This is a genomic window from Vibrio marisflavi CECT 7928 (assembly GCF_921294215.1).
GTDB lineage: Bacteria > Pseudomonadota > Gammaproteobacteria > Enterobacterales > Vibrionaceae > Vibrio > Vibrio marisflavi.
This window is the reverse complement of the sequence record NZ_CAKLDM010000002.1, coordinates 374,076-391,733: the sequence shown is the minus strand read 5'-3', so window position 1 is coordinate 391,733 and position 17,658 is coordinate 374,076. Positions and strand designations below refer to the sequence as shown.

Below are 17,658 nucleotides of genomic sequence, written 5' to 3'. Positions count from 1 at the left end.
CGATTTTAGTCGGTTCATTGAAATTCAATATGTTGGAAAAACTCTTTCAAATTTTTGTTGAATAACGGTCAGCTATACTAAAAACATTGTTGGCTATTAAACAGTGTCATAGAGATTCTGTATGTAGCGCGTATTGGACGTACAAAAGGCTATAAATGGACATCAAATCAACACTTCTCGATGAGAAAATAACACAATGTGGTGAGACGTTATTACGACTGACCTCGCTGCCTCCAAAAATTAGGAGAGACTTACAAGATATACTTATCTACTCTCCAGCAAACCAGCCACGCAACTTAGAGCAATCAATCAATTTAGTTACCTTATACGACAAAGCCGTTAAAATATTTTCTACCAACCCAACAGCAGCACCAAGCGACACACTTCACGTAGATAACAAGAAACGATTTCAACAGTTGTCCAAAGAACTACAGCTACTAATAGATAAACTGGATTTTAGTGGTGATATTGGCGATCAACTTTCGGACATCAAAACAAAGTTATCGCTTGAAAATGACTCTCATCAAGTTGTTGATCACACAGTCGACACACTCCAACTCGTGGTGGACGGTACGATTGCGGAACGAAAAACTTCACTTCAGTTCTTAGAACAAGTCAACACATCTCTAGCCAGCACACTTGGTAACTATCAAAGCACTTCAGTGAAAACTGAAGAAGAGCTCAATCAGCGACAAGGTATCCACAAAGAAATAGGCGGACTAGTCGCAGCAACTCAAGAGGAAGTGGCTAACACTAATAGCTTACCTGAATTACGTGAGAGTATTTCTCCCCTGCTTGCTCAGTTATCTGACCTATCAAAAAAGTTAGAGCAAGCATCACAACGCGAAGCCGCCTTGCTTGATCAAGTAAAACTAAGCAACAGCCAGGTGACTGCTTTACTTGATACTGCTCAGGATTATCGTAAAAGGTATGAAGATCAACAGCACAAAGCCTTACTTGATCCACTCACCAAGATCTATAACCGAAACGCTTTTACGGACAAGCTTGAGGCTGCCTTTGGCCGATGGATTAAGATACAAGACAACCTTCGCCTTGCCCTACTCGATCCGGATAATTTTAGCGTTATTAACGAGAAGTTTGGTAATTCTGCTGGCGATAAGGCGCTAAAGATCATTGCCAAAACCATCGAAAAAGAAGCAAACAACCACGGTACTATTGCTAGATTCTCAGGGGATAAGTTCATTCTTCTTTTCCTAAATCAAGACAATGAACACAATAAGAAACTGGCAACACGAATCCAGAAAAAAGTTGGCTCTCTACCTTTCAAATTTCGAGATCAGAACATCAGAGTCACTCTATCGGTCTTAAGCGACAATTTTAAGGATGCCGATACACCGGACGATGTATTAGGTAGATTAGAGTTGGGAATTAAACAACTGAAGGTTGGTAGTGCAAACCAGCTGATATGGCTATAAAACAGTCAATCAATAACAAGTTATTGATAATACTTCGTCAAATATCTGCTGAATCTATACCTCACAACAAAGAGTTTGCTAAGCTAACTGATGCCACCTGTAAAATTTGCGACAGCGATTTTTACAGGTCATTCAGTATTCTAATAAAAAGGAGGCATATATGATCACTCATATTAGCCCTGCTGGCAGCATGGATCTGCTTTCTCAACTTGAAGTTGAGCGTCTTAAAAAAACCGCATCTAGTGACCTTTACCAACTGTATAGAAACTGTACACTCGCTGTACTGAACTCCGGAAGCCACACCGACAACTCCAAAGAGCTACTAGATAAATATCGCTCATTTGATGTCAACGTGATGCGTCGAGAGCGTGGCATTAAATTGGAGCTCAGTAACCCACCAGAACATGCCTTTGTCGATGGAAATATTATTAAGGGCATCCAAGAGCACTTGTTTTCAGTGCTTAGAGACATCGTCTATGTCAACATGCACTTATCTGATAATCAAAAACTGAACTTAACTAACGCGACACATGTTACCAACCTAGTTTTTGGTATTTTACGTAATGCTGGCGCGCTGATCCCAGGAACGGAACCTAACCTAGTAGTTTGCTGGGGTGGGCACTCGATTAATAGCATTGAGTATCAATATACTCGTGAAGTAGGCCACCAGCTTGGCTTACGGGAGCTCAATATCTGTACCGGTTGCGGGCCCGGAGCAATGGAAGGGCCAATGAAAGGTGCAGCGATAGGGCATGCTCAGCAGCGCTATAACGATCAACGCTATTTCGGCCTGACCGAACCTTCAATTATTGCCGCAGAGCCACCAAACCCTATTGTAAATGAACTGGTTATCATGCCAGATATAGAAAAGCGCCTCGAAGCCTTCGTTCGTATGGCTCATGGCATCATTATCTTCCCCGGTGGTGCTGGTACGGCAGAAGAGCTGCTGTATATCCTTGGAATTATGATGCACCCAGAAAACCAAGGTATGCCTCTTCCTATCGTATTAACTGGTCCTAAAGAGAGTGAGGAATATTTCAAATCTATCGATAGATTTATTGGAGATACCTTAGGTGAAGAGGCGCAAAAGCACTATCAAATCGTTATTGATGATCCAGCTAAAGCAGCGCAAATCATGAAAGAAGGCATGCCAGATGTTAGGCAATATAGAAAAGACACCGAAGATGCTTATAGCTTCAATTGGTCTTTAAAGATCGCACCCGAGTTTCAACTCCCATTCGAGCCTACACACGAAAGCATGGGAGGCTTAGACTTGCACTTAAATCAGCGACCTGAAAACTTGGCTGCAAGACTGCGCCAAGCATTCTCAGGGATAGTGGCTGGTAACGTGAAAGCAGAAGGCATTCAAGAAATTGAGCGTAAAGGGCCATTTGTCATCCACGGAGATCCCGTGTTAATGAAAAAAATGGACCGATTACTGAATGACTTTGTAGTTCAAGACCGAATGAAACTGCCCGGTGGTTCGGCTTATGTTCCTTGTTATAAAGTGGCAACCGAGGATCTCGTGACCAAGTAACCTCTTGGGCTCAAAGGCATAATCAATTACAATAAGGGCTGCTAGCAGCCCTTTTATTTTTGGTACTCAACCTAACTTTCGGATAATTATGTCCATTCATCTCGTTATCATTGACGCACTAAACTTGATTCGCCGAGTACACTCAGTACAGCCTGATCCATCTGATATCACTAGAACAGCAGAAACCACTACGCGGACGCTAAACAAAATCATCAAAGAATCCAAGCCTTCCCATATCATCGCTGTTTTTGATCATCAAAACAGAGATAGAGGCTGGCGAGCAGAACTTTTACCTGATTACAAAATCAATCGTAAACCAATGCCAGAAGAATTATCTAAAGGGTTGGATGATATACAGCAAGCCTGGTGGGATATTGGGATCGACTCGCTATTGTCTGAAGGTGATGAAGCAGACGATTTAGTCGCAACGCTTGCGGTAAAAGTGGCGAGCCACAATGAAAAAGTCACCATTATTTCCACCGACAAAGGCTACTGCCAGCTGCTGTCACCCACACTGCAGATTAGAGACTACTTCCAACACCGTTGGTTGGATGAACCCTTTATTGAAAAGGAGTTCGGCGTAGTACCCAGCCAGCTTGCTGATTTTTGGGGTTTAGTGGGTATCAGTTCAAGTCAAGTGCCGGGTGTTCCAGGAATCGGGCCTAAATCGGCAAAAGAGATCTTAAATCAGTTTGGCACATTGGACGCAGCTTATGAATCACCTGAGCTTGCTGGTAAGTACAGGAAAAAGCTCGATGAGCACATAGAGCTAGCAAAAACATGCAAACAAATTTCCATGCTGAAAACAGATATAGAATTAGGCTTTAACCTGCAAGATTTAAGGTTTAGCGGGCCGAAATAACGAGAATCGAAAGAAAATTGGTAAGTATACCTAACCCAATATTGAGTTAGGTATACTCTGGAAGCTACCTAGGAGAAATATTAGACAAGCACTGTACATGTACCGTAATTTCTTCACGATCATGATAAAGGTGCTTAGCTTGCAACTTGAACTTGACTCCATTTTCAATAAGGAAGTAGCGCAAGTTTTCTATATCATCTAAAACTTCATCGTAGCGACCTTTCATAGGCAGCTTTAAATTGAATAGAGCTTCTTTCGCCCATCCTTTAATAATCCACTCACCCATAAGTTGAGCGACGCGAGATGGTTTTTCGACCATGTCGCAGATCAGCCAAGTAACATTTTTCTTCGCTGGCTCAAACTTGAAGCCATCTTCTTGGTGATGCTTAACCTGCCCCGTCTCCATTAAGCTGTCGGCCATCATGCCATTGTCCACAGAATGGACAAACATTGAGCGTTTCACCAGTTGATAGGTCCAGCCTCCCGGACAAGCTCCTAAATCAACGCCCCACATGCCCGCTGCTAATCTCTCATCCCACTCTTCTCTAGGAATAAAGACGTGAAACGCCTCTTCTAACTTAAGCGTTGAACGGCTTGGCGCGTCGGCAGGAAACTTCAACCTTGGGATACCCATGAAGAACGGAGAGTTATTCTGGCTGTAAGAATACCCGACATAACAATGCCCCGGAGCAACAAAACAAATGTGCAGCACTGGCTTTTTAGGGCTATCGTTCTTATACAATATCCCTTTGCCTCGAAGTGCTTGACGCATCGGCACAGTAAACTTACGACAAAATTTCAGCAACTCTTTGGCTTCGTTAGTGTCTGGAGTTTCAATACGTAGGTCACCGCAACGAGGAAAATCTTCAAGGTTATCAAGCTCTAACAAAATAGGTGAAATTCTATCTTCAGTTGGCAGCTCGCTGAATTCTTGAGCAACAGCAAACATCTGACGAGCAAAGATAAGAGAGTTAAAGTCTAATTTACTAATTAGCTTATCGGCATCACCATCTTGATAGCATTCAAATAATACGTAACCTGTATTATTTTTTGCTCTCGGAAAACCATAAACCTCAAGGTTATTGGCCTTATCCTGTATCTCTCCTGCGCATTCCTTTTCAAAGCCGGAACGACAATAAAGCATTACGTGTTTCAAGATTCACCCTCTTTCATTTTTACTGCAGCCAGAATTAACATCAGCCAACCAATCATAAATAACACACCACCGATTGGCGTTATCGGGCCAAACCAATGTATCCCTGTTAGCGCTAGCGCATATAAGCTACCACTAAAACAAAGGACGCCGATAATAAAGCAAACAGCCGCATTAAAAAAATACTTTTGCGCTTTTATTGGTAAGTTTAACTGCAGAAGCACACCACAAGCTAAGATAGCTAAGGTATGAATAAACTGGTACAACACACCAGTCTTAAACACTTCGATGAGCAGTGGTGACAACTTACTTTTTAATCCGTGGGCTGCAAATGCGCCCAGAGCGACGCCGAGTAAGCCATAAAGTCCCGAAACCACCAAAATCCATCTAGCTCGCATTCAACACCTCCAACACAAACTCACTTAATGCCTTGATAGCCAGATCTAGGTTTTGCTGCTCTGTATACCCAGAGGCTTTTCTTGGCTTAAAGCTATGGTCACCATCTGGCACATAAGTCACCGATATTGATTTTGATAATTTGAAGTCGACGAATTCTTCTTTCTTACCAAACGTATCTCTCTCTCCTTGTAATATAAGGCAAGGTTTCTTGAAATCCGCTAGGTGTTCACCTTTGTAATTGTCTATCTTACCCGGTGGATGAAAAGGAAAACCTAGGCAAGCAACTCCAGCAACAAGTGCATTATCTTCTAATAAACTCGCCATTCGTCCACCCATCGACTTGCCACCAATAACAACTGGAGACGAAGCATATTGCTCAATGACAGATTCGAAGTGTTCTAACAACTTTGGCGCTCGATCTGGTGGACGCTTCTTTCCATCGACACGGCGTTTCTGCATGTAGGGGAAATCAAAGCGAACAACTTGAATACCATTGTCCACTAAACCTTTTGCGATAGTTTCCATGAAAGGGTGATCCATCCCTGCTCCCGCACCGTGAGCAAAAATAAATAGCGGCGATGACTTATCACCATTGACCAAAACATCACTCATCCAATAGCTCCTCTTGCTCGCTTTGCGCTTTTGCCAGCATCCAATCTCTAAACGTTGCAATTCGCCCCGTGTCTGCTTGCTTCTCATGGCATACAACATAAAAAGCATTTTTGCTTACTAGCATTTCATCAAATGGAGCGATCAAACGACCAGCATCAAGCTCGGGCTGGGCAAGTACATTATTTCCGAGCGCAACACCTTGCCCATGCGCAGCAGCTTGCAACACCATCGTTGAATGGCTAAAAATTGGCCCGTGATTCACGTTCACACCGACTAAGTCATTCTGTTTAGCAAACTGTTTCCACTCTTTCCGAGAGGTATCGTGAAGCAATGTGTGGTGTTTTAAATCACCTAGACTTTCTAATGGTTTTTTACCTAATAGAACAGAAGGTGCGCACAATGGAATAAGGTATTCTTGGTACAGTTTATCTTCCCTCAACCCAGGCCAGTTTCCTCGTCCATAATAGATGGCAACATCCACATCTTCGGTCAATGAGCTGTCGTCCATATCAACTGCTTTTATGCGGACGTCAATTTCCGGCTCTTGAGCATTAAAGTCTGCAAGCCTTGGTACTAACCACTGGATGGCAAAACTCGGTGGTAGCGCGATGGTTAGCGCCCCTTTCTCACTCCTTTCTAGAACTTTATCGGTCGCTTCCGCAATCATGGTGAAAATATCTTTGATATCTAGAAAGTAGCTTTGCCCTTCTTCTGTTAAGAGTAAGGCACGATTTCGCCTACGAAAAAGTTTAAGGCCAAGGAACTCTTCAAGGGCTTTTATTTGATGACTAACAGCAGCTTGCGTGACATATAATTCGTCGGCTGCACGAGTAAAACTTAGGTGCCGCGCCGCTGCCTCAAAGGCTTTTAGGGAATTTAACGGAGGTAATCTTCTCGACATTTGAACACTCTATTCATGCATTAGTTTTTTTTATCTGAAACATTATAAATTGTCCATTGCTTAGCGGCCAGAGAAATTCTATATTTCACCCCGCAGCGCTAGCTAGAACGGCCTGATTCTTCCGAGATTCAGTTAGCTGGTGGTTGCGATGTTGTGTTTGCAACTCGATTTTCGAGTTAGGTAGATTTCTACCACGGTTTTATTTCTGTCATCCTCAGAGATAAAACACATACTTCCTGTATTTATTTTTGACCAGTCTGTCAAATTTTTGTACACCGCCTTTTTAGGCGGTGTTTTTTTATCTAAAAAACGCTTCTCATCACCGATTTTTATCCAGCTTAATTCGCCCAATCTTCATCCTGACAACTTTGCTGCCTCTCTTAAAAAGTAGAGCAAATAATCCATTTAATTCAAAGCCATAGAGATTATTTATAAAACAATCAATGTGAAGTTAAAGATAGTTACTATTAAATATATTAATTGCGATGAATTTCAAATTTGAAATCTTTACTCAAAGAAAAATATAGGCAAATCTAAGTAATTACTTTATTTGGTAGAAATACCTGTTCAGTCACGCTTCTTAGCATATGAAGCGCAAAGGGAGAACTGGTACGATGAAAACATACCTTATGACCTTGATAGGTTTTATATCTATGTGGGGAGGTTTGCAACTTACCATTGCGAGTAGCGAAAGAAATCTAATGAAGTCCGTTGCAACCGAATATGACTTGCATACTTCGAGTCCAAAGGAAGTAAACAGCTTGGACGATAAGGTCCTAACAAATACTCCGAAACCTATAGCCTCAACCGGCAGTAGTGAGCTGAATGAAGCCGGCTCCTCCGCCCCCTCCAACTATTCAGCCGCTAGAATTGATAATAACGTTGAATACTACCCTTACATTGAACACAGCCATGAGTAGAAAAAAGGTGACGCCAAATGGCCTCACCCTCACTAACATAGTTTTGCTGGTATAACTTCAAATACTAAGGTCTATACACTTTAACGTTTTTAAAGCCTTGCTCTTGTAGGTATAACGCCTGTAATCGGCTCATCACACCACGGTCGCAATACAGCAAATAGCTTTTCGACTGGTCTAGATCGCCAAATTTAGTCGCTAGCTTATAAAAAGGAATGTGCTGCACTTCTACGCCATCAATATCTAATGGATTTTCGTCTTCCTCATCTGGACTACGAATATCTAGTACAACAGCGTGCGCTTCTACCGCTTCAACTAACTCAACTTCTGGCGCAACTTGCTGGCTCTCTTTCTCGATATCACGGATATCCATCTTGCGAGAGTCATAAACGACTTTCTCTAAGATAGAGAAATCGAACTTCGCTTCTTCTGCTTCCAGCTTTTCTTTTACTGCTTTCACTGTTGGGCTTTTTGAAATCACACCACAGTATTCTGGCATTGTTTTCGCGAAATCTTCCGTACCGATTTCACGAGCCAAATCGATAATATCTTCTTTATCCCAGTTGATAAGAGGGCGAAGAATCAAAGTATCCGTTACGTTATCGATATGACGTAAGTTAGTTAATGTCTGACTCGACACCTGTCCTAATGCTTCACCCGTAACTAAAGCTTGAATACCATGTTTCTCAGCAATCATTCCAGCTGCACGCATGAACATACGCTTAAGAATAACGCCCATTTGGCCATCATCAACTTTCTCAAGAATCTCAGCAACAACAGGTTCAAAGTCGACTGAAATGAATTTTACTTTTGCTGACGAGCCGTATTTGTTCCACAAGTAGTGAGCAACTTGCTTTACACCAATTTCATGTGCTGGACCGCCTAAGTTGAAGAAGCAGTAATGCACTTTTGAGCCACGTTTAATGTGTAAGTAACTAGAAACACCAGAGTCAAAGCCACCTGAAATCAAGCTCAGCACATCTTCTTGAGTGCCAAGAGGGAATCCACCCAAACCTTTATGGCGCGCGATAACCTGATTTAGCTTGTCAGTGGCTATTTCGATATTGACGGTAACATCTGGGTTGTGCAGTTTAACTTTTGCACTTTCGACCGCTTGGTTTAACCCACCACCAACGTATCTTTCCAGTTCGATAGAGGTGAAATCGTGCTTCCCACGACGTTTTGCGCGCACAACAAAGGTTTTGCCTTCAATCTTGCTACGGCTTAGTTCAAGAACTTGCTCATAAATATCGTGCATGTCTTCAAATTCAGACTGCTGAACTTCCAGAGAATGATGAATGCCCGGAGTTTGAGTCAACACTTGCAGAACTTCGCTGTAGTATTCGTCACTTTGCGCGGTTACTTCAATATGGTCACGGCGATTAAATACCGCAACAGATTCCGCTCGCTGCTGGATAACATTACGAATATTACATTCCAAAATTCTTGTGAAGCGTTTACGTACCGATTCACTTTTAACAAAAATCTCTGGGTGGGGTTTTACAATAAATTTCATAGTTCAATTCGCAAGTTATTTAGCTACAAAGCAACATCAAAGTACACTTAAGGCGCGAAATTATACACAAGTAGAGAGCTATACCCAAATGAATAGCGAAGTAACCAGATTGAATCGACTAGATACGAAGAAGCGAGCTATACAGCTCGCTTCTTTAAATGGCTTCTCTAAATAGAGAACTTGATAGACTTACTGGTTAGTCTGAGGTAGTGAAGGCACTTCATTACTATAGGTGGGCTTGCCTTGCATTATATTGATTTCCACACGACGGTTTCGAGCACGTTCTTCATCAGTATCGTTTGGTCCCAGCGGCTTAGTGTCAGCTAAACCGATCACTTCCATCCTATCATGTGGAAAACCACGAACTGTCTCCATCTCCTGAGCAACAGAAACCGCCCGCTGAGAGGATAAATCCCAGTTTGAGCGATATAGCTCAGAGTCCACTTTTACATTGTCGGTATGCCCAGAAATACTAATCACTCCCGGAATATTTTTTACAAGCTCAGCAATTTGTCTCACTAACGGCCTGAATTTAGGTTGTAAGAATGCCGAACCTTCGGGGAAAGCACCTTTCTCTCGAATACGAATCACAAGCTGCTGCCCTAAATGCTCAACCTCAATGGCACCTTGCTCAATCTCTTTCGCCAAAGCTTTTTTGATATTTTCCATCAAGGTTTCTTGTTCTTGCGCTATCGCCTCAGCTTGCTTTTGCTGCTGATCAGATTCTGTGTTTTTGTTATTGCTGGTTGAGGTTTCAGCGGATTTACCACCAGCCTGAGTTCCTTTGTCTCTTTGAGCACCACCAGAACGCTCAGATTCCCCTTCATGAAACTCCAATGTTTGCTGAGTGATATCTATGGTTTGTTGCATGATGACATCAATAGGAGTGGGTTCTGGACGCCCCGGGCGAAACTCTTGCGCGATGATACTTGTACCTTTGGGGATATCTTTTACTTCTAGTCGATTTTGCACACCAAAAGCGAACTTCATCGAACCTGCGATTTGTTTGAACTTCAGAACATCCATTTCAGAAAATGAAAGCAGCAGTACGAAAAAGCACATAAGCAGTGCCATTAGATCGGCGAAAGTCCCCATCCAAGCAGGAAGGCCGGGAGGTGGACATTTACAGGGTTTGTCTTCTTCTACAACGGCCATTGTGCACCCTACTCATTATCCACATCGATACCGCGTTTACCTTCGTTGAGATAGTTCTTAAGGTAACTGTCTATCACACGAGGGTTCTGACCGTCTTGTATCGCTAAAACGCCATCCATGATTAAGCGGCGATTCAGTGTTTCTTGTTCCCGACGCAGCGACAATTTGTCGGCGATAGGGAAAAAGATCATATTAGCAAGAATAGCACCGTATAACGTTGTAAGGAGTGCTACCGCCATCGCAGGACCGATAGCTTTGGGATCATCCATGTTCGAAAGCATGGCAACCAGACCAACCAAGGTACCAATCATTCCCATGGCGGGTGCAACATCTCCGAAGGCTCGAAAAACTCCGGTGCCGAATTCATGCCTTTCATCTGTCAATGCGATATCTTTTTGCAGTGCCGCTCGTACCACATCAGCATCATGACCATCGACTAGTAAGTCGATGCCTTTTTGCATAAAACTGTTGGTAATTTCCATTTCTTCGAGAGCTAAGAAGCCACCTTTACGTGCTGCGTCAGCCATTTCAACGACTTTAGCAATCAGATCTTCTGGCTCATCTGCTTTAAACATAAATGCTTTGCCAGCAATTTTGAACGCTGCAAAAAACTGCCCCATGGTGAACTTCATTAGCACAACAAACGTAGAACCACCCACAACGATAAGGATAGAGGTGACATCTACAAACATCATGATGCTGCCGCCAAGGACCATCGCCATAACAACGAAGGCTAGCCCTCCAATCAATCCTATTAGCGTAGCTAAATCCACAAAGCACTCCTCTTGCTAGGGCTTATCAGTCCCTGTTCTCATTATTTAATCACTACCCAATACCAGAACAAAATGACAACAGGTCTACTAGAGATAGTTTAATTATCGGCAAGATAATAAGATCTTTAACTATTTTATTTGATACTCCCTTCACACTATTGTGGATGGCGTCTCGATAAAATGCCGTTTTTGCGTTTATGAGCGTAAACTAACAGCAGTCAAACTGCATTTGTTCTAGCAAAGTTATTCTTGATAAACGCTATTTTCGATAGAAATATCTTGGTTAAGTTTGACCATCCGAACCTGCTAAGGTAAGTTTCCCCACAATTCTTCAGCAACAAGAAAATATTATGGCAAGTAAGAAACCTGAAAATATGTCGTTCGAAGAGGCTATTGAAGAGCTTGACGGCTTAGTTAATCAGCTAGAAGGCGGAGACATCGGCTTAGATGATGCCCTAAAAAAATTCGAACGCGGAATCGCTCTTGCTCGCGCTAGCCAGAAGAAGCTTACTGAAGCTGAGCAACGCGTAAGTATTTTGCTAGAAAATGATGACAATGCTCCATTAAGTGAGTTTACCCCTGACTCCAATTAAGATTAAGAAGCATCACTATGTACGAGGCTCTCACCTCTTTCCAAAAAAGAAACAATGATCAGCTCAACCATTGGCTCAACCAACTACCCTTTCAGCAGCAGACGCTCATTGAAGCAATGCGCTATGGTTTGTTGCTTGGTGGAAAAAGAGTTCGACCTTTTTTAGTTTATGCGACTGGCCAAATGTTAGGGACTGCTGTTGAGCACCTTGATACACCAGCTTCCGCAATCGAGTGTATTCACGCTTATTCACTGATTCACGATGATTTGCCAGCTATGGATGACGATGATTTACGCCGTGGACATCCTACCTGCCATAAGAAATTTGATGAAGCCACTGCGGTACTCACCGGTGATGCACTACAAACCCTTGCTTTTACTATCCTTTCCGAAGGTGCGCTAGACAGCAATGCTGAATCTCAAAGAATCAAATTGATTCAAAGTTTATCACGCGCCTCAGGCGCGCATGGTATGTGCATTGGACAAGCTTTAGACTTGGCTTTTGAGAATAAAGATGTCACTTTGCAAGAGTTAGAGAGCATACATCGAAACAAGACTGGCGCTTTGATAAAATGCGCGATTCAGCTTGGCGCCTATGCTTCTGGGGAGAAAGGTGTTGAGGTGCTGCCTCAGCTTGAGCAATACGCCGAAGCTATTGGGCTAGCGTTTCAAGTACAAGATGATATTCTTGATATTATTAGCGACACCGAAACCTTAGGGAAACCTCAAGGTTCGGATGAAGAATTGTGTAAAAGCACCTACCCAGCACTATTGGGGTTAGAAGGCGCTATTGAAAAGGCTCAGTCTTTATTAGAAGAGGCCCTTCAAGCTTTACAAGCAATCCCATACAATACTGAATTGCTGGAACAGTTTGCCCGATATGTCATCGAGCGCAAGCACTAACTATATAAACGCGCAACAGAATATGACACTCGATATTTCAAAGTATCCTACACTTGCTCTCGCAAGCATACCTGAAGAGTTACGTAGCCTGCCAAAGGAAACGCTACCAAAGTTATGTGAAGAATTGCGGACATATTTATTAAACTCGGTTAGCCAATCAAGTGGTCACCTAGCTTCTGGATTAGGGACCGTTGAGCTCACCGTAGCCCTGCATTACGTATACAATACGCCTTTTGACCAGCTCATTTGGGATGTAGGCCATCAAGCTTATCCGCATAAGATTTTGACAGGTAGACGCGACCAAATGCCTACCATTCGAAAAAAAGATGGTTTGCACCCGTTTCCTTGGCGTGAGGAGAGTGAATATGACACGTTATCTGTCGGCCACTCTTCTACTTCGATAAGTGCTGCACTTGGTATGGCAATCAGTGCCATCAAAGAAGATAAGAATCGTAAAGTAGTTAGTGTCATTGGTGATGGTGCTATTACTGCGGGTATGGCTTTTGAGGCAATGAACCACGCGGGTGATGTTCACCCAGATATGTTGGTTATTCTCAACGACAATGAAATGTCGATTTCCGAAAACGTGGGTGCACTAAACAATCACCTCGCTCAAGCCCTATCTGGAAGTTTCTATACGTCGATTCGAGAAGGCGGTAAGAAAGTTCTGTCAAACATGCCATCAGTCAAAGAGTTGGTTCGTCGCACTGAAGAGCATCTAAAAGGGATGGTTGTACCGGGTACTTTGTTTGAAGAACTGGGTTTCAATTATATCGGCCCAATTGATGGACACGATGTCATCGAGCTGACCAAAACATTAAAGAATATGCGCGAGCTGAAAGGCCCTCAGTTCTTGCACATAATGACCAAAAAAGGCAAAGGACACGCGCCTGCAGAGAAAGATCCTATTGGTTATCACGCGGTACCAAAATTCGATCCAAGCAACTCAAAACTGCCTAAGAGCAAAGCATCAAGCCCAACGTTTTCTAATGTATTTGGCGACTTTTTGTGTGATATGGCAGCGCAAGATCCGAAACTAATGGCGATTACTCCAGCCATGCGTGAAGGCTCTGGCATGGTCAAATTCTCCAAGGAGTTCCCGGCGCAATATTTCGATGTTGCAATTGCAGAGCAACATGCAGTGACCCTAGCAACAGGCATGGCAATCGCTGGTGACAAACCGATCGTTGCGATTTACTCAACCTTCCTGCAACGTGGATACGATCAACTCATCCACGATGTGGCTATCATGGACTTACCAGTCCTGTTTGCTATCGACCGTGCTGGTCTTGTCGGCGCTGATGGCCAGACTCACCAAGGTGCATTCGATCTTAGCTTTATGCGCTGCATTCCGAACATGGTCATCATGGCACCAAGTGACGAAAATGAATGCCGTCAAATGCTTTATACCGGCCACCAGCACAACGGCCCAAGTGCTGTGCGCTACCCTAGAGGAAGCGGTATTGGTGCTGAAATTAAAAAAGAGTTCACTGAACTTGAAATCGGCAAAGGTCGTATTGTTAGACAAAGCAATACGAAAGAAGGTCAAAAGGTCGCGATTTTAAGCTTTGGGACTTTCTTAGCAAATGCACTTGAGGCAGCTGAATCTATTGATGCTACAGTAGCGGATATGCGATTCGTGAAGCCTCTTGATGAACAGCTCATCAAAGAGCTAGCTGCTACGCATGACGTACTTGTTACGGTTGAAGAAAATGCGATTGCTGGTGGCGCTGGAGCTGGCGTACTTGAGTTCATGATGACTGAGAAATTACTGAAGCCTGTACTTAACCTTGGCCTACCGGATAAATTTATCCACCAAGGAACGCAAGACGAGCTTCATGAAGAGCTTGGTTTAGACGCCAAAGGCATTGAGCTAGCTATCAAAGAATACTTAGCGAAATAACCAACTCGTTCAAGACAAAACGCCCATAGAATTGCTTCTAAGGGCGTTTTTCTATTCAACAATATCCCAGCCAAATTCTTCCAGTAAATGCAGCCAAGTCTGATCCAAACTTGCTTTTAGAACTAAATTCTCATTTGTTATTGGGTGAGTAAATTCAAGTCGAGATGCATGCAACATCAATCGATTGGCAGCATACTTATCTCGGAATAAACGATTGTGTTTACCATCACCATGTGTCGTATCGCCAATAATCGGATGGCTCAAGTGGTGCATATGTCGGCGAAGCTGATGTTTACGACCTGTTTTAGGTTTAAGCTCCATCAAACAGTATCGACTGGTTGGAAACTTACCAGTTGAATATGGCAGCTCGACTTTTGCTAAAGGTTTATACGCCGTGATCGCTTCTTGCGCTTCTTTTTCTTCACTAGCAAATTTATCGGCGATTTTGTCGAGCTCAACTTTGAGCGCATAGTCCAAGACTTCCTCTTGCTCTATCCAACCTCGAACTATCGCATGGTAAGTCTTCTCCATGTTGTGTTCTGCAAACATAGGCATCACTTGCGAAGCTACTTCGGATGAAAGAGCAAACACTAACACACCCGATGTTGGCCTATCTAACCTATGTAGAGGAAAGACATGCTGACCTATCTGATCACGCAAAGTCTGCATCACGAAGACCGTTTCATGTTTATCTAGCCAGCTTCTGTGTACAAGCATGCCCGCAGGCTTATTGACCGCTACTAAGTAGTCATCTTGATAGATAATTTCTAACATGACTGGTTAACCTCATCGATCTCGTTCAGCAACTCAAGCAATGGTTTCAGATGCGCTTGCTCGTTCCATGTTTGCTCAAAGTAGCCAGCAATCGCATACCCTTTTGGCAGAGGCTGTTTGTTGCTTATTAGCTGGCGAATTTTAGCGATAAAGATCCATTGCAACCATTCGTGTGGTTCCAAAGTATCAACAGCGAAGGGCTGTTGACTTTCTAGCTTGTGTGAAAGAGGCGCTTCAGTTTGCCATAGCTGATTTTCATTAAGCTCGCTTTCAAGCCTTTCTAGCAGCTGCTTCATTGATTCGGTGTGTGTCATGCAAATAATTTGTTTCCTAGAAGTTGAGGCAAATGATACCATCTAAGGCCCAAAGAATCTTAAGCAACATTTTCTGATGAACAACATTCACACCCTCAGTGATCTTCTTAAAAATAGTGGTTGCCAGTATCTAATCTTTGATCTTGGACGTCGCATACAACCTATAGACAGCTCAGCTTTCAATCATATTGAGCAAGGGCAACAAGCTTATCCTTATCCGGTACAACGCAAAGCACATCTTGCGATTGCTTATTGGAACGAAAGCCGTCAGCCTTGGATATGGTTTTTGAAATTTGAGTTGGATGAGAGAGGGTTATTAAAGCAGGCAGATATTGGCAACTTTATTAAGTATGTCGTTGAAGCTATGGGGACACACTTAAGTCAGGAAATGTCTGAAGAGCAGCAAGAGAAGCTCTCTAACAACCCATATACCTTTAAACCCGCTGAAGACAAAATGGCTGTGTTCCACAGTAAGATTCGAGCAAACCTTGAGCTAGAAACCAGCCAATACTACTCACATGCTCAAGATTACTTCGCTGGAAAGTTGGGATGGGAAAAATGGCAAACTGTCGGATTGCAAGGAATCACCGATGTTTGTGCTAGGATGAATGAACAGCAAAATAGCGTTCACCTCATCCGTGCTTTAAAGCAACTACCAAACGAACCACTTTATGCTTTGTTAGGTACGCTTGAACATTGCGATCTACCAGACAGGCTAGCTGAGCCACTGTCTGATATGGCAATGAAACAAATTAACTCTTCAGAACCAGATTTGTTTTTGCTATCAGCTTTAACGCGTGCGTTAACCAGTGCTAATCACGCTTTTTCGTTGCCAGTTTTGCAAGCGATTCTAAATAGTCCCCTACTGAGCCATCAGGAAATCTTAATTGGTATTGCAGGCCGCTGCTGGCACCTACTTGCAGACACAAAATTAGCAGAGCAATTTCTTATCCGCTTGGCCGAAACAAACAACCAAGCACTGTTCAACCAGTTGTTTGCTGACCTTGTGATGTTACCAGAGCTAAGAGTGATCCTATTGCCGCTACTGCATTCATCACCTACAGAAGAACTGGCGAGAGCATTGGAGAACTTACAGCAAGCAGCGCGCAAGCACTAAGGGTGATACGCGACTATGCTTAGCAACTTAGTCAGCATCTTTGCCTTATGTCTCATTTGCTTTCTATTTTGGCAACAACGACGTCAGGCCGAGGTTGCTAAAGCAGCAATTGCCCACAAATGTAAGCAATTGGAACTACAGCTTGTTAGTGTCGCTCTTGGGCGCCACCGGCTAAAAGATGAAAATGGTCGCTGGTATTGGAATACCAGCTATCAATTTGAGTTCTCTTCACTAGGTGACGATTGTTATCAAGGCACCCTTATCATGAAAGGTTTTAGGCCGTTAAAGTTTCAGCTACCACCACATCGCGTTTAAAAGTGTACTCATAATACGGTCCATGCTTATCTCGCTTTTGCCCTATCCGACGAAAACCCAGTTTATTTAAAATTGAAATAGACGCTGGATGGTCGATATTTGCAGTGGCCTTAACATGAGATAAATTCAATTCTTCACACAGCCTTGGAAAAAACGCTAGTAACGATTCGGTTGCAATCCCTTTGCCCCAATACGCACTATCAAAAATAAAGGTAAGTTCCGGATCTGAGTCCACATTGCTTACAGAGATATGCCCCATATAGTCACGGGTAGAGTTATCCAGCACGGCCATGCTATACAAGTTATGGTTTGTTAGGACGTCAGCAAAGAGTGCCTTTGCAGACTTAAGCGTATGCGGGCCGTTCATTTCTGCACGATTAACTGCACAGCAATTCAGCAGCAGAAATTCAGATTGAAATGCTTCACTATAGGGTACGATCAATGTCCTGTTAGTCACTATAGCCATATTGTCTCCCTTC

Annotated in this window: 20 protein-coding genes; 9 read left to right on the top strand and 11 right to left on the bottom strand. The window is 43.1% G+C overall.

Going from position 1 to position 17,658, the window contains the following annotated elements; all coding sequences use genetic code 11:
- Nucleotides 1-155 precede the first annotated feature (155 nt).
- From L7A31_RS08565 to xni, 3 genes are all read left to right on the top strand, one after another.
- Nucleotides 156-1,436: a diguanylate cyclase domain-containing protein gene (locus L7A31_RS08565; protein ID WP_237361098.1), complete on the top strand. Its 1,281-nt coding sequence runs from the start codon at nt 156-158 to the stop codon at nt 1,434-1,436.
- Nucleotides 1,437-1,596: 160 nt separating this feature from the next.
- Entirely contained in the window at nt 1,597-2,973 is a 1,377-nt protein-coding gene (gene ppnN / locus L7A31_RS08560) for a nucleotide 5'-monophosphate nucleosidase PpnN (RefSeq protein ID WP_237361097.1), read from the top strand.
- Nucleotides 2,974-3,061: 88 nt separating this feature from the next.
- Complete coding sequence (xni, locus tag L7A31_RS08555; protein ID WP_237361096.1) at nt 3,062-3,835, top strand: flap endonuclease Xni; 774 nt, start codon at nt 3,062-3,064, stop codon at nt 3,833-3,835.
- Between the two features lie 64 nt (nt 3,836-3,899).
- Here xni and rlmM read toward each other — a convergent pair whose 3' ends face one another.
- From rlmM to L7A31_RS08530, 5 genes are all read right to left on the bottom strand, one after another.
- Nucleotides 3,900-4,991, bottom strand: a complete 1,092-nt coding sequence (rlmM, locus tag L7A31_RS08550; RefSeq protein ID WP_237361095.1) for a 23S rRNA (cytidine(2498)-2'-O)-methyltransferase RlmM — start codon at nt 4,989-4,991, stop codon at nt 3,900-3,902.
- On the bottom strand, nt 4,988-5,386 hold the full coding sequence (locus tag L7A31_RS08545; protein WP_237361094.1) for a DUF423 domain-containing protein: 399 nt from the start codon (nt 5,384-5,386) through the stop codon (nt 4,988-4,990). The genes rlmM and L7A31_RS08545 overlap by 4 nt, the downstream gene beginning before the upstream one ends.
- A complete protein-coding gene (locus L7A31_RS08540) occupies nt 5,376-5,999 on the bottom strand; it encodes an alpha/beta family hydrolase (RefSeq protein ID WP_237361093.1) in 624 nt (207 codons plus the stop codon). Before L7A31_RS08540 ends, L7A31_RS08545 begins: the two co-directional genes overlap by 11 nt.
- On the bottom strand, nt 5,992-6,900 hold the full coding sequence (locus L7A31_RS08535) for a transcriptional regulator GcvA (protein ID WP_237361092.1): 909 nt from the start codon (nt 6,898-6,900) through the stop codon (nt 5,992-5,994). Before L7A31_RS08535 ends, L7A31_RS08540 begins: the two co-directional genes overlap by 8 nt.
- Nucleotides 6,901-7,032: 132 nt before the next feature.
- On the bottom strand, nt 7,033-7,251 hold the full coding sequence (locus tag L7A31_RS08530; protein ID WP_237361091.1) for a hypothetical protein: 219 nt from the start codon (nt 7,249-7,251) through the stop codon (nt 7,033-7,035).
- Nucleotides 7,252-7,514: 263 nt separating this feature from the next.
- Between L7A31_RS08530 and L7A31_RS08525 the strand changes: the two genes are divergently transcribed.
- Nucleotides 7,515-7,820, top strand: coding sequence for a hypothetical protein (locus tag L7A31_RS08525; RefSeq protein WP_237361090.1), 306 nt, complete (start codon nt 7,515-7,517; stop codon nt 7,818-7,820).
- 64 nt (nt 7,821-7,884) lie between these two features.
- Here the strand turns inward: L7A31_RS08525 and thiI are convergent, their stop codons facing one another.
- The 3 genes from thiI to pomA all read right to left on the bottom strand — a co-directional run bounded on the left by thiI (nt 7,885) and on the right by pomA (nt 11,261).
- Entirely contained in the window at nt 7,885-9,333 is a 1,449-nt protein-coding gene (thiI, locus tag L7A31_RS08520; protein ID WP_237361089.1) for a tRNA uracil 4-sulfurtransferase ThiI, read from the bottom strand.
- Between the two features lie 189 nt (nt 9,334-9,522).
- Complete coding sequence (locus L7A31_RS08515; protein WP_237361088.1) at nt 9,523-10,488, bottom strand: flagellar motor protein MotB; 966 nt, start codon at nt 10,486-10,488, stop codon at nt 9,523-9,525.
- A gap of 8 nt (nt 10,489-10,496) precedes the next feature.
- Complete coding sequence (gene pomA, locus L7A31_RS08510) at nt 10,497-11,261, bottom strand: flagellar motor protein PomA (RefSeq protein WP_237361087.1); 765 nt, start codon at nt 11,259-11,261, stop codon at nt 10,497-10,499.
- Between the two features lie 350 nt (nt 11,262-11,611).
- On the opposite strand from pomA, the gene xseB reads away from it, so the two are divergent.
- Genes xseB through dxs form a run of 3 tightly spaced genes read left to right on the top strand, consistent with a single transcriptional unit; the run spans nt 11,612 to nt 14,659 of the window.
- Nucleotides 11,612-11,854: an exodeoxyribonuclease VII small subunit gene (gene xseB / locus L7A31_RS08505; RefSeq protein WP_237361086.1), complete on the top strand. Its 243-nt coding sequence runs from the start codon at nt 11,612-11,614 to the stop codon at nt 11,852-11,854.
- Nucleotides 11,855-11,871: 17 nt separating this feature from the next.
- The gene (gene ispA / locus L7A31_RS08500) at nt 11,872-12,756 is read left to right on the top strand and encodes a (2E,6E)-farnesyl diphosphate synthase (protein WP_237361085.1); all 885 of its coding nucleotides are present in this window, start codon (nt 11,872-11,874) and stop codon (nt 12,754-12,756) included.
- A 22-nt stretch (nt 12,757-12,778) separates the two neighbouring features.
- Nucleotides 12,779-14,659, top strand: coding sequence for a 1-deoxy-D-xylulose-5-phosphate synthase (gene dxs, locus L7A31_RS08495; RefSeq protein WP_237361084.1), 1,881 nt, complete (start codon nt 12,779-12,781; stop codon nt 14,657-14,659).
- A gap of 51 nt (nt 14,660-14,710) precedes the next feature.
- Here dxs and truC read toward each other — a convergent pair whose 3' ends face one another.
- Complete coding sequence (truC, locus tag L7A31_RS08490; protein WP_237361083.1) at nt 14,711-15,433, bottom strand: tRNA pseudouridine(65) synthase TruC; 723 nt, start codon at nt 15,431-15,433, stop codon at nt 14,711-14,713.
- Nucleotides 15,427-15,747 carry a YqcC family protein gene (locus L7A31_RS08485; protein ID WP_237361082.1) on the bottom strand — a complete coding sequence of 107 codons (321 nt, stop codon included), beginning with the start codon at nt 15,745-15,747 and terminating at the stop codon, nt 15,427-15,429. The genes truC and L7A31_RS08485 overlap by 7 nt, the downstream gene beginning before the upstream one ends.
- Before the next feature lie 76 nt (nt 15,748-15,823).
- Here L7A31_RS08485 and L7A31_RS08480 point away from each other — a divergent pair, with 76 nt between their 5' ends.
- A complete protein-coding gene (locus L7A31_RS08480) occupies nt 15,824-16,864 on the top strand; it encodes a DUF3549 family protein (RefSeq protein ID WP_237361081.1) in 1,041 nt (346 codons plus the stop codon).
- Nucleotides 16,865-16,879: 15 nt separating this feature from the next.
- Nucleotides 16,880-17,179 (top strand): DUF3301 domain-containing protein, encoded by a 300-nt coding sequence (locus L7A31_RS08475; protein ID WP_237361080.1) that lies wholly within the window; start codon nt 16,880-16,882, stop codon nt 17,177-17,179.
- Here the strand turns inward: L7A31_RS08475 and L7A31_RS08470 are convergent.
- Nucleotides 17,139-17,645 (bottom strand): GNAT family N-acetyltransferase, encoded by a 507-nt coding sequence (locus tag L7A31_RS08470; protein WP_237361079.1) that lies wholly within the window; start codon nt 17,643-17,645, stop codon nt 17,139-17,141. The genes L7A31_RS08475 and L7A31_RS08470 overlap by 41 nt on opposite strands.
- Between the last annotated feature and the right edge of the window lie 13 nt (nt 17,646-17,658).

Bases quoted from the DNA above. Each gene is read 5' to 3' on its own strand.
- thiI (WP_237361089.1), bottom strand. From the start codon at position 9,333: ATGAAATTTATTGTAAAACCCCACCCAGAGATTTTTGTTAAAAGTGAA.
- L7A31_RS08475 (WP_237361080.1), top strand. From the start codon at position 16,880: ATGCTTAGCAACTTAGTCAGCATCTTTGCCTTATGTCTCATTTGCTTT.
- L7A31_RS08545 (WP_237361094.1), bottom strand. From the start codon at position 5,386: ATGCGAGCTAGATGGATTTTGGTGGTTTCGGGACTTTATGGCTTACTC.
- L7A31_RS08565 (WP_237361098.1), top strand. From the start codon at position 156: ATGGACATCAAATCAACACTTCTCGATGAGAAAATAACACAATGTGGT.
- L7A31_RS08535 (WP_237361092.1), bottom strand. From the start codon at position 6,900: ATGTCGAGAAGATTACCTCCGTTAAATTCCCTAAAAGCCTTTGAGGCA.
- L7A31_RS08525 (WP_237361090.1), top strand. From the start codon at position 7,515: ATGAAAACATACCTTATGACCTTGATAGGTTTTATATCTATGTGGGGA.
- dxs (WP_237361084.1), top strand. From the start codon at position 12,779: ATGACACTCGATATTTCAAAGTATCCTACACTTGCTCTCGCAAGCATA.
- L7A31_RS08540 (WP_237361093.1), bottom strand. From the start codon at position 5,999: ATGAGTGATGTTTTGGTCAATGGTGATAAGTCATCGCCGCTATTTATT.
- truC (WP_237361083.1), bottom strand. From the start codon at position 15,433: ATGTTAGAAATTATCTATCAAGATGACTACTTAGTAGCGGTCAATAAG.
- L7A31_RS08470 (WP_237361079.1), bottom strand. From the start codon at position 17,645: ATGGCTATAGTGACTAACAGGACATTGATCGTACCCTATAGTGAAGCA.
- xni (WP_237361096.1), top strand. From the start codon at position 3,062: ATGTCCATTCATCTCGTTATCATTGACGCACTAAACTTGATTCGCCGA.
- L7A31_RS08485 (WP_237361082.1), bottom strand. From the start codon at position 15,747: ATGACACACACCGAATCAATGAAGCAGCTGCTAGAAAGGCTTGAAAGC.
- L7A31_RS08480 (WP_237361081.1), top strand. From the start codon at position 15,824: ATGAACAACATTCACACCCTCAGTGATCTTCTTAAAAATAGTGGTTGC.
- ispA (WP_237361085.1), top strand. From the start codon at position 11,872: ATGTACGAGGCTCTCACCTCTTTCCAAAAAAGAAACAATGATCAGCTC.
- ppnN (WP_237361097.1), top strand. From the start codon at position 1,597: ATGATCACTCATATTAGCCCTGCTGGCAGCATGGATCTGCTTTCTCAA.
- L7A31_RS08515 (WP_237361088.1), bottom strand. From the start codon at position 10,488: ATGGCCGTTGTAGAAGAAGACAAACCCTGTAAATGTCCACCTCCCGGC.
- xseB (WP_237361086.1), top strand. From the start codon at position 11,612: ATGGCAAGTAAGAAACCTGAAAATATGTCGTTCGAAGAGGCTATTGAA.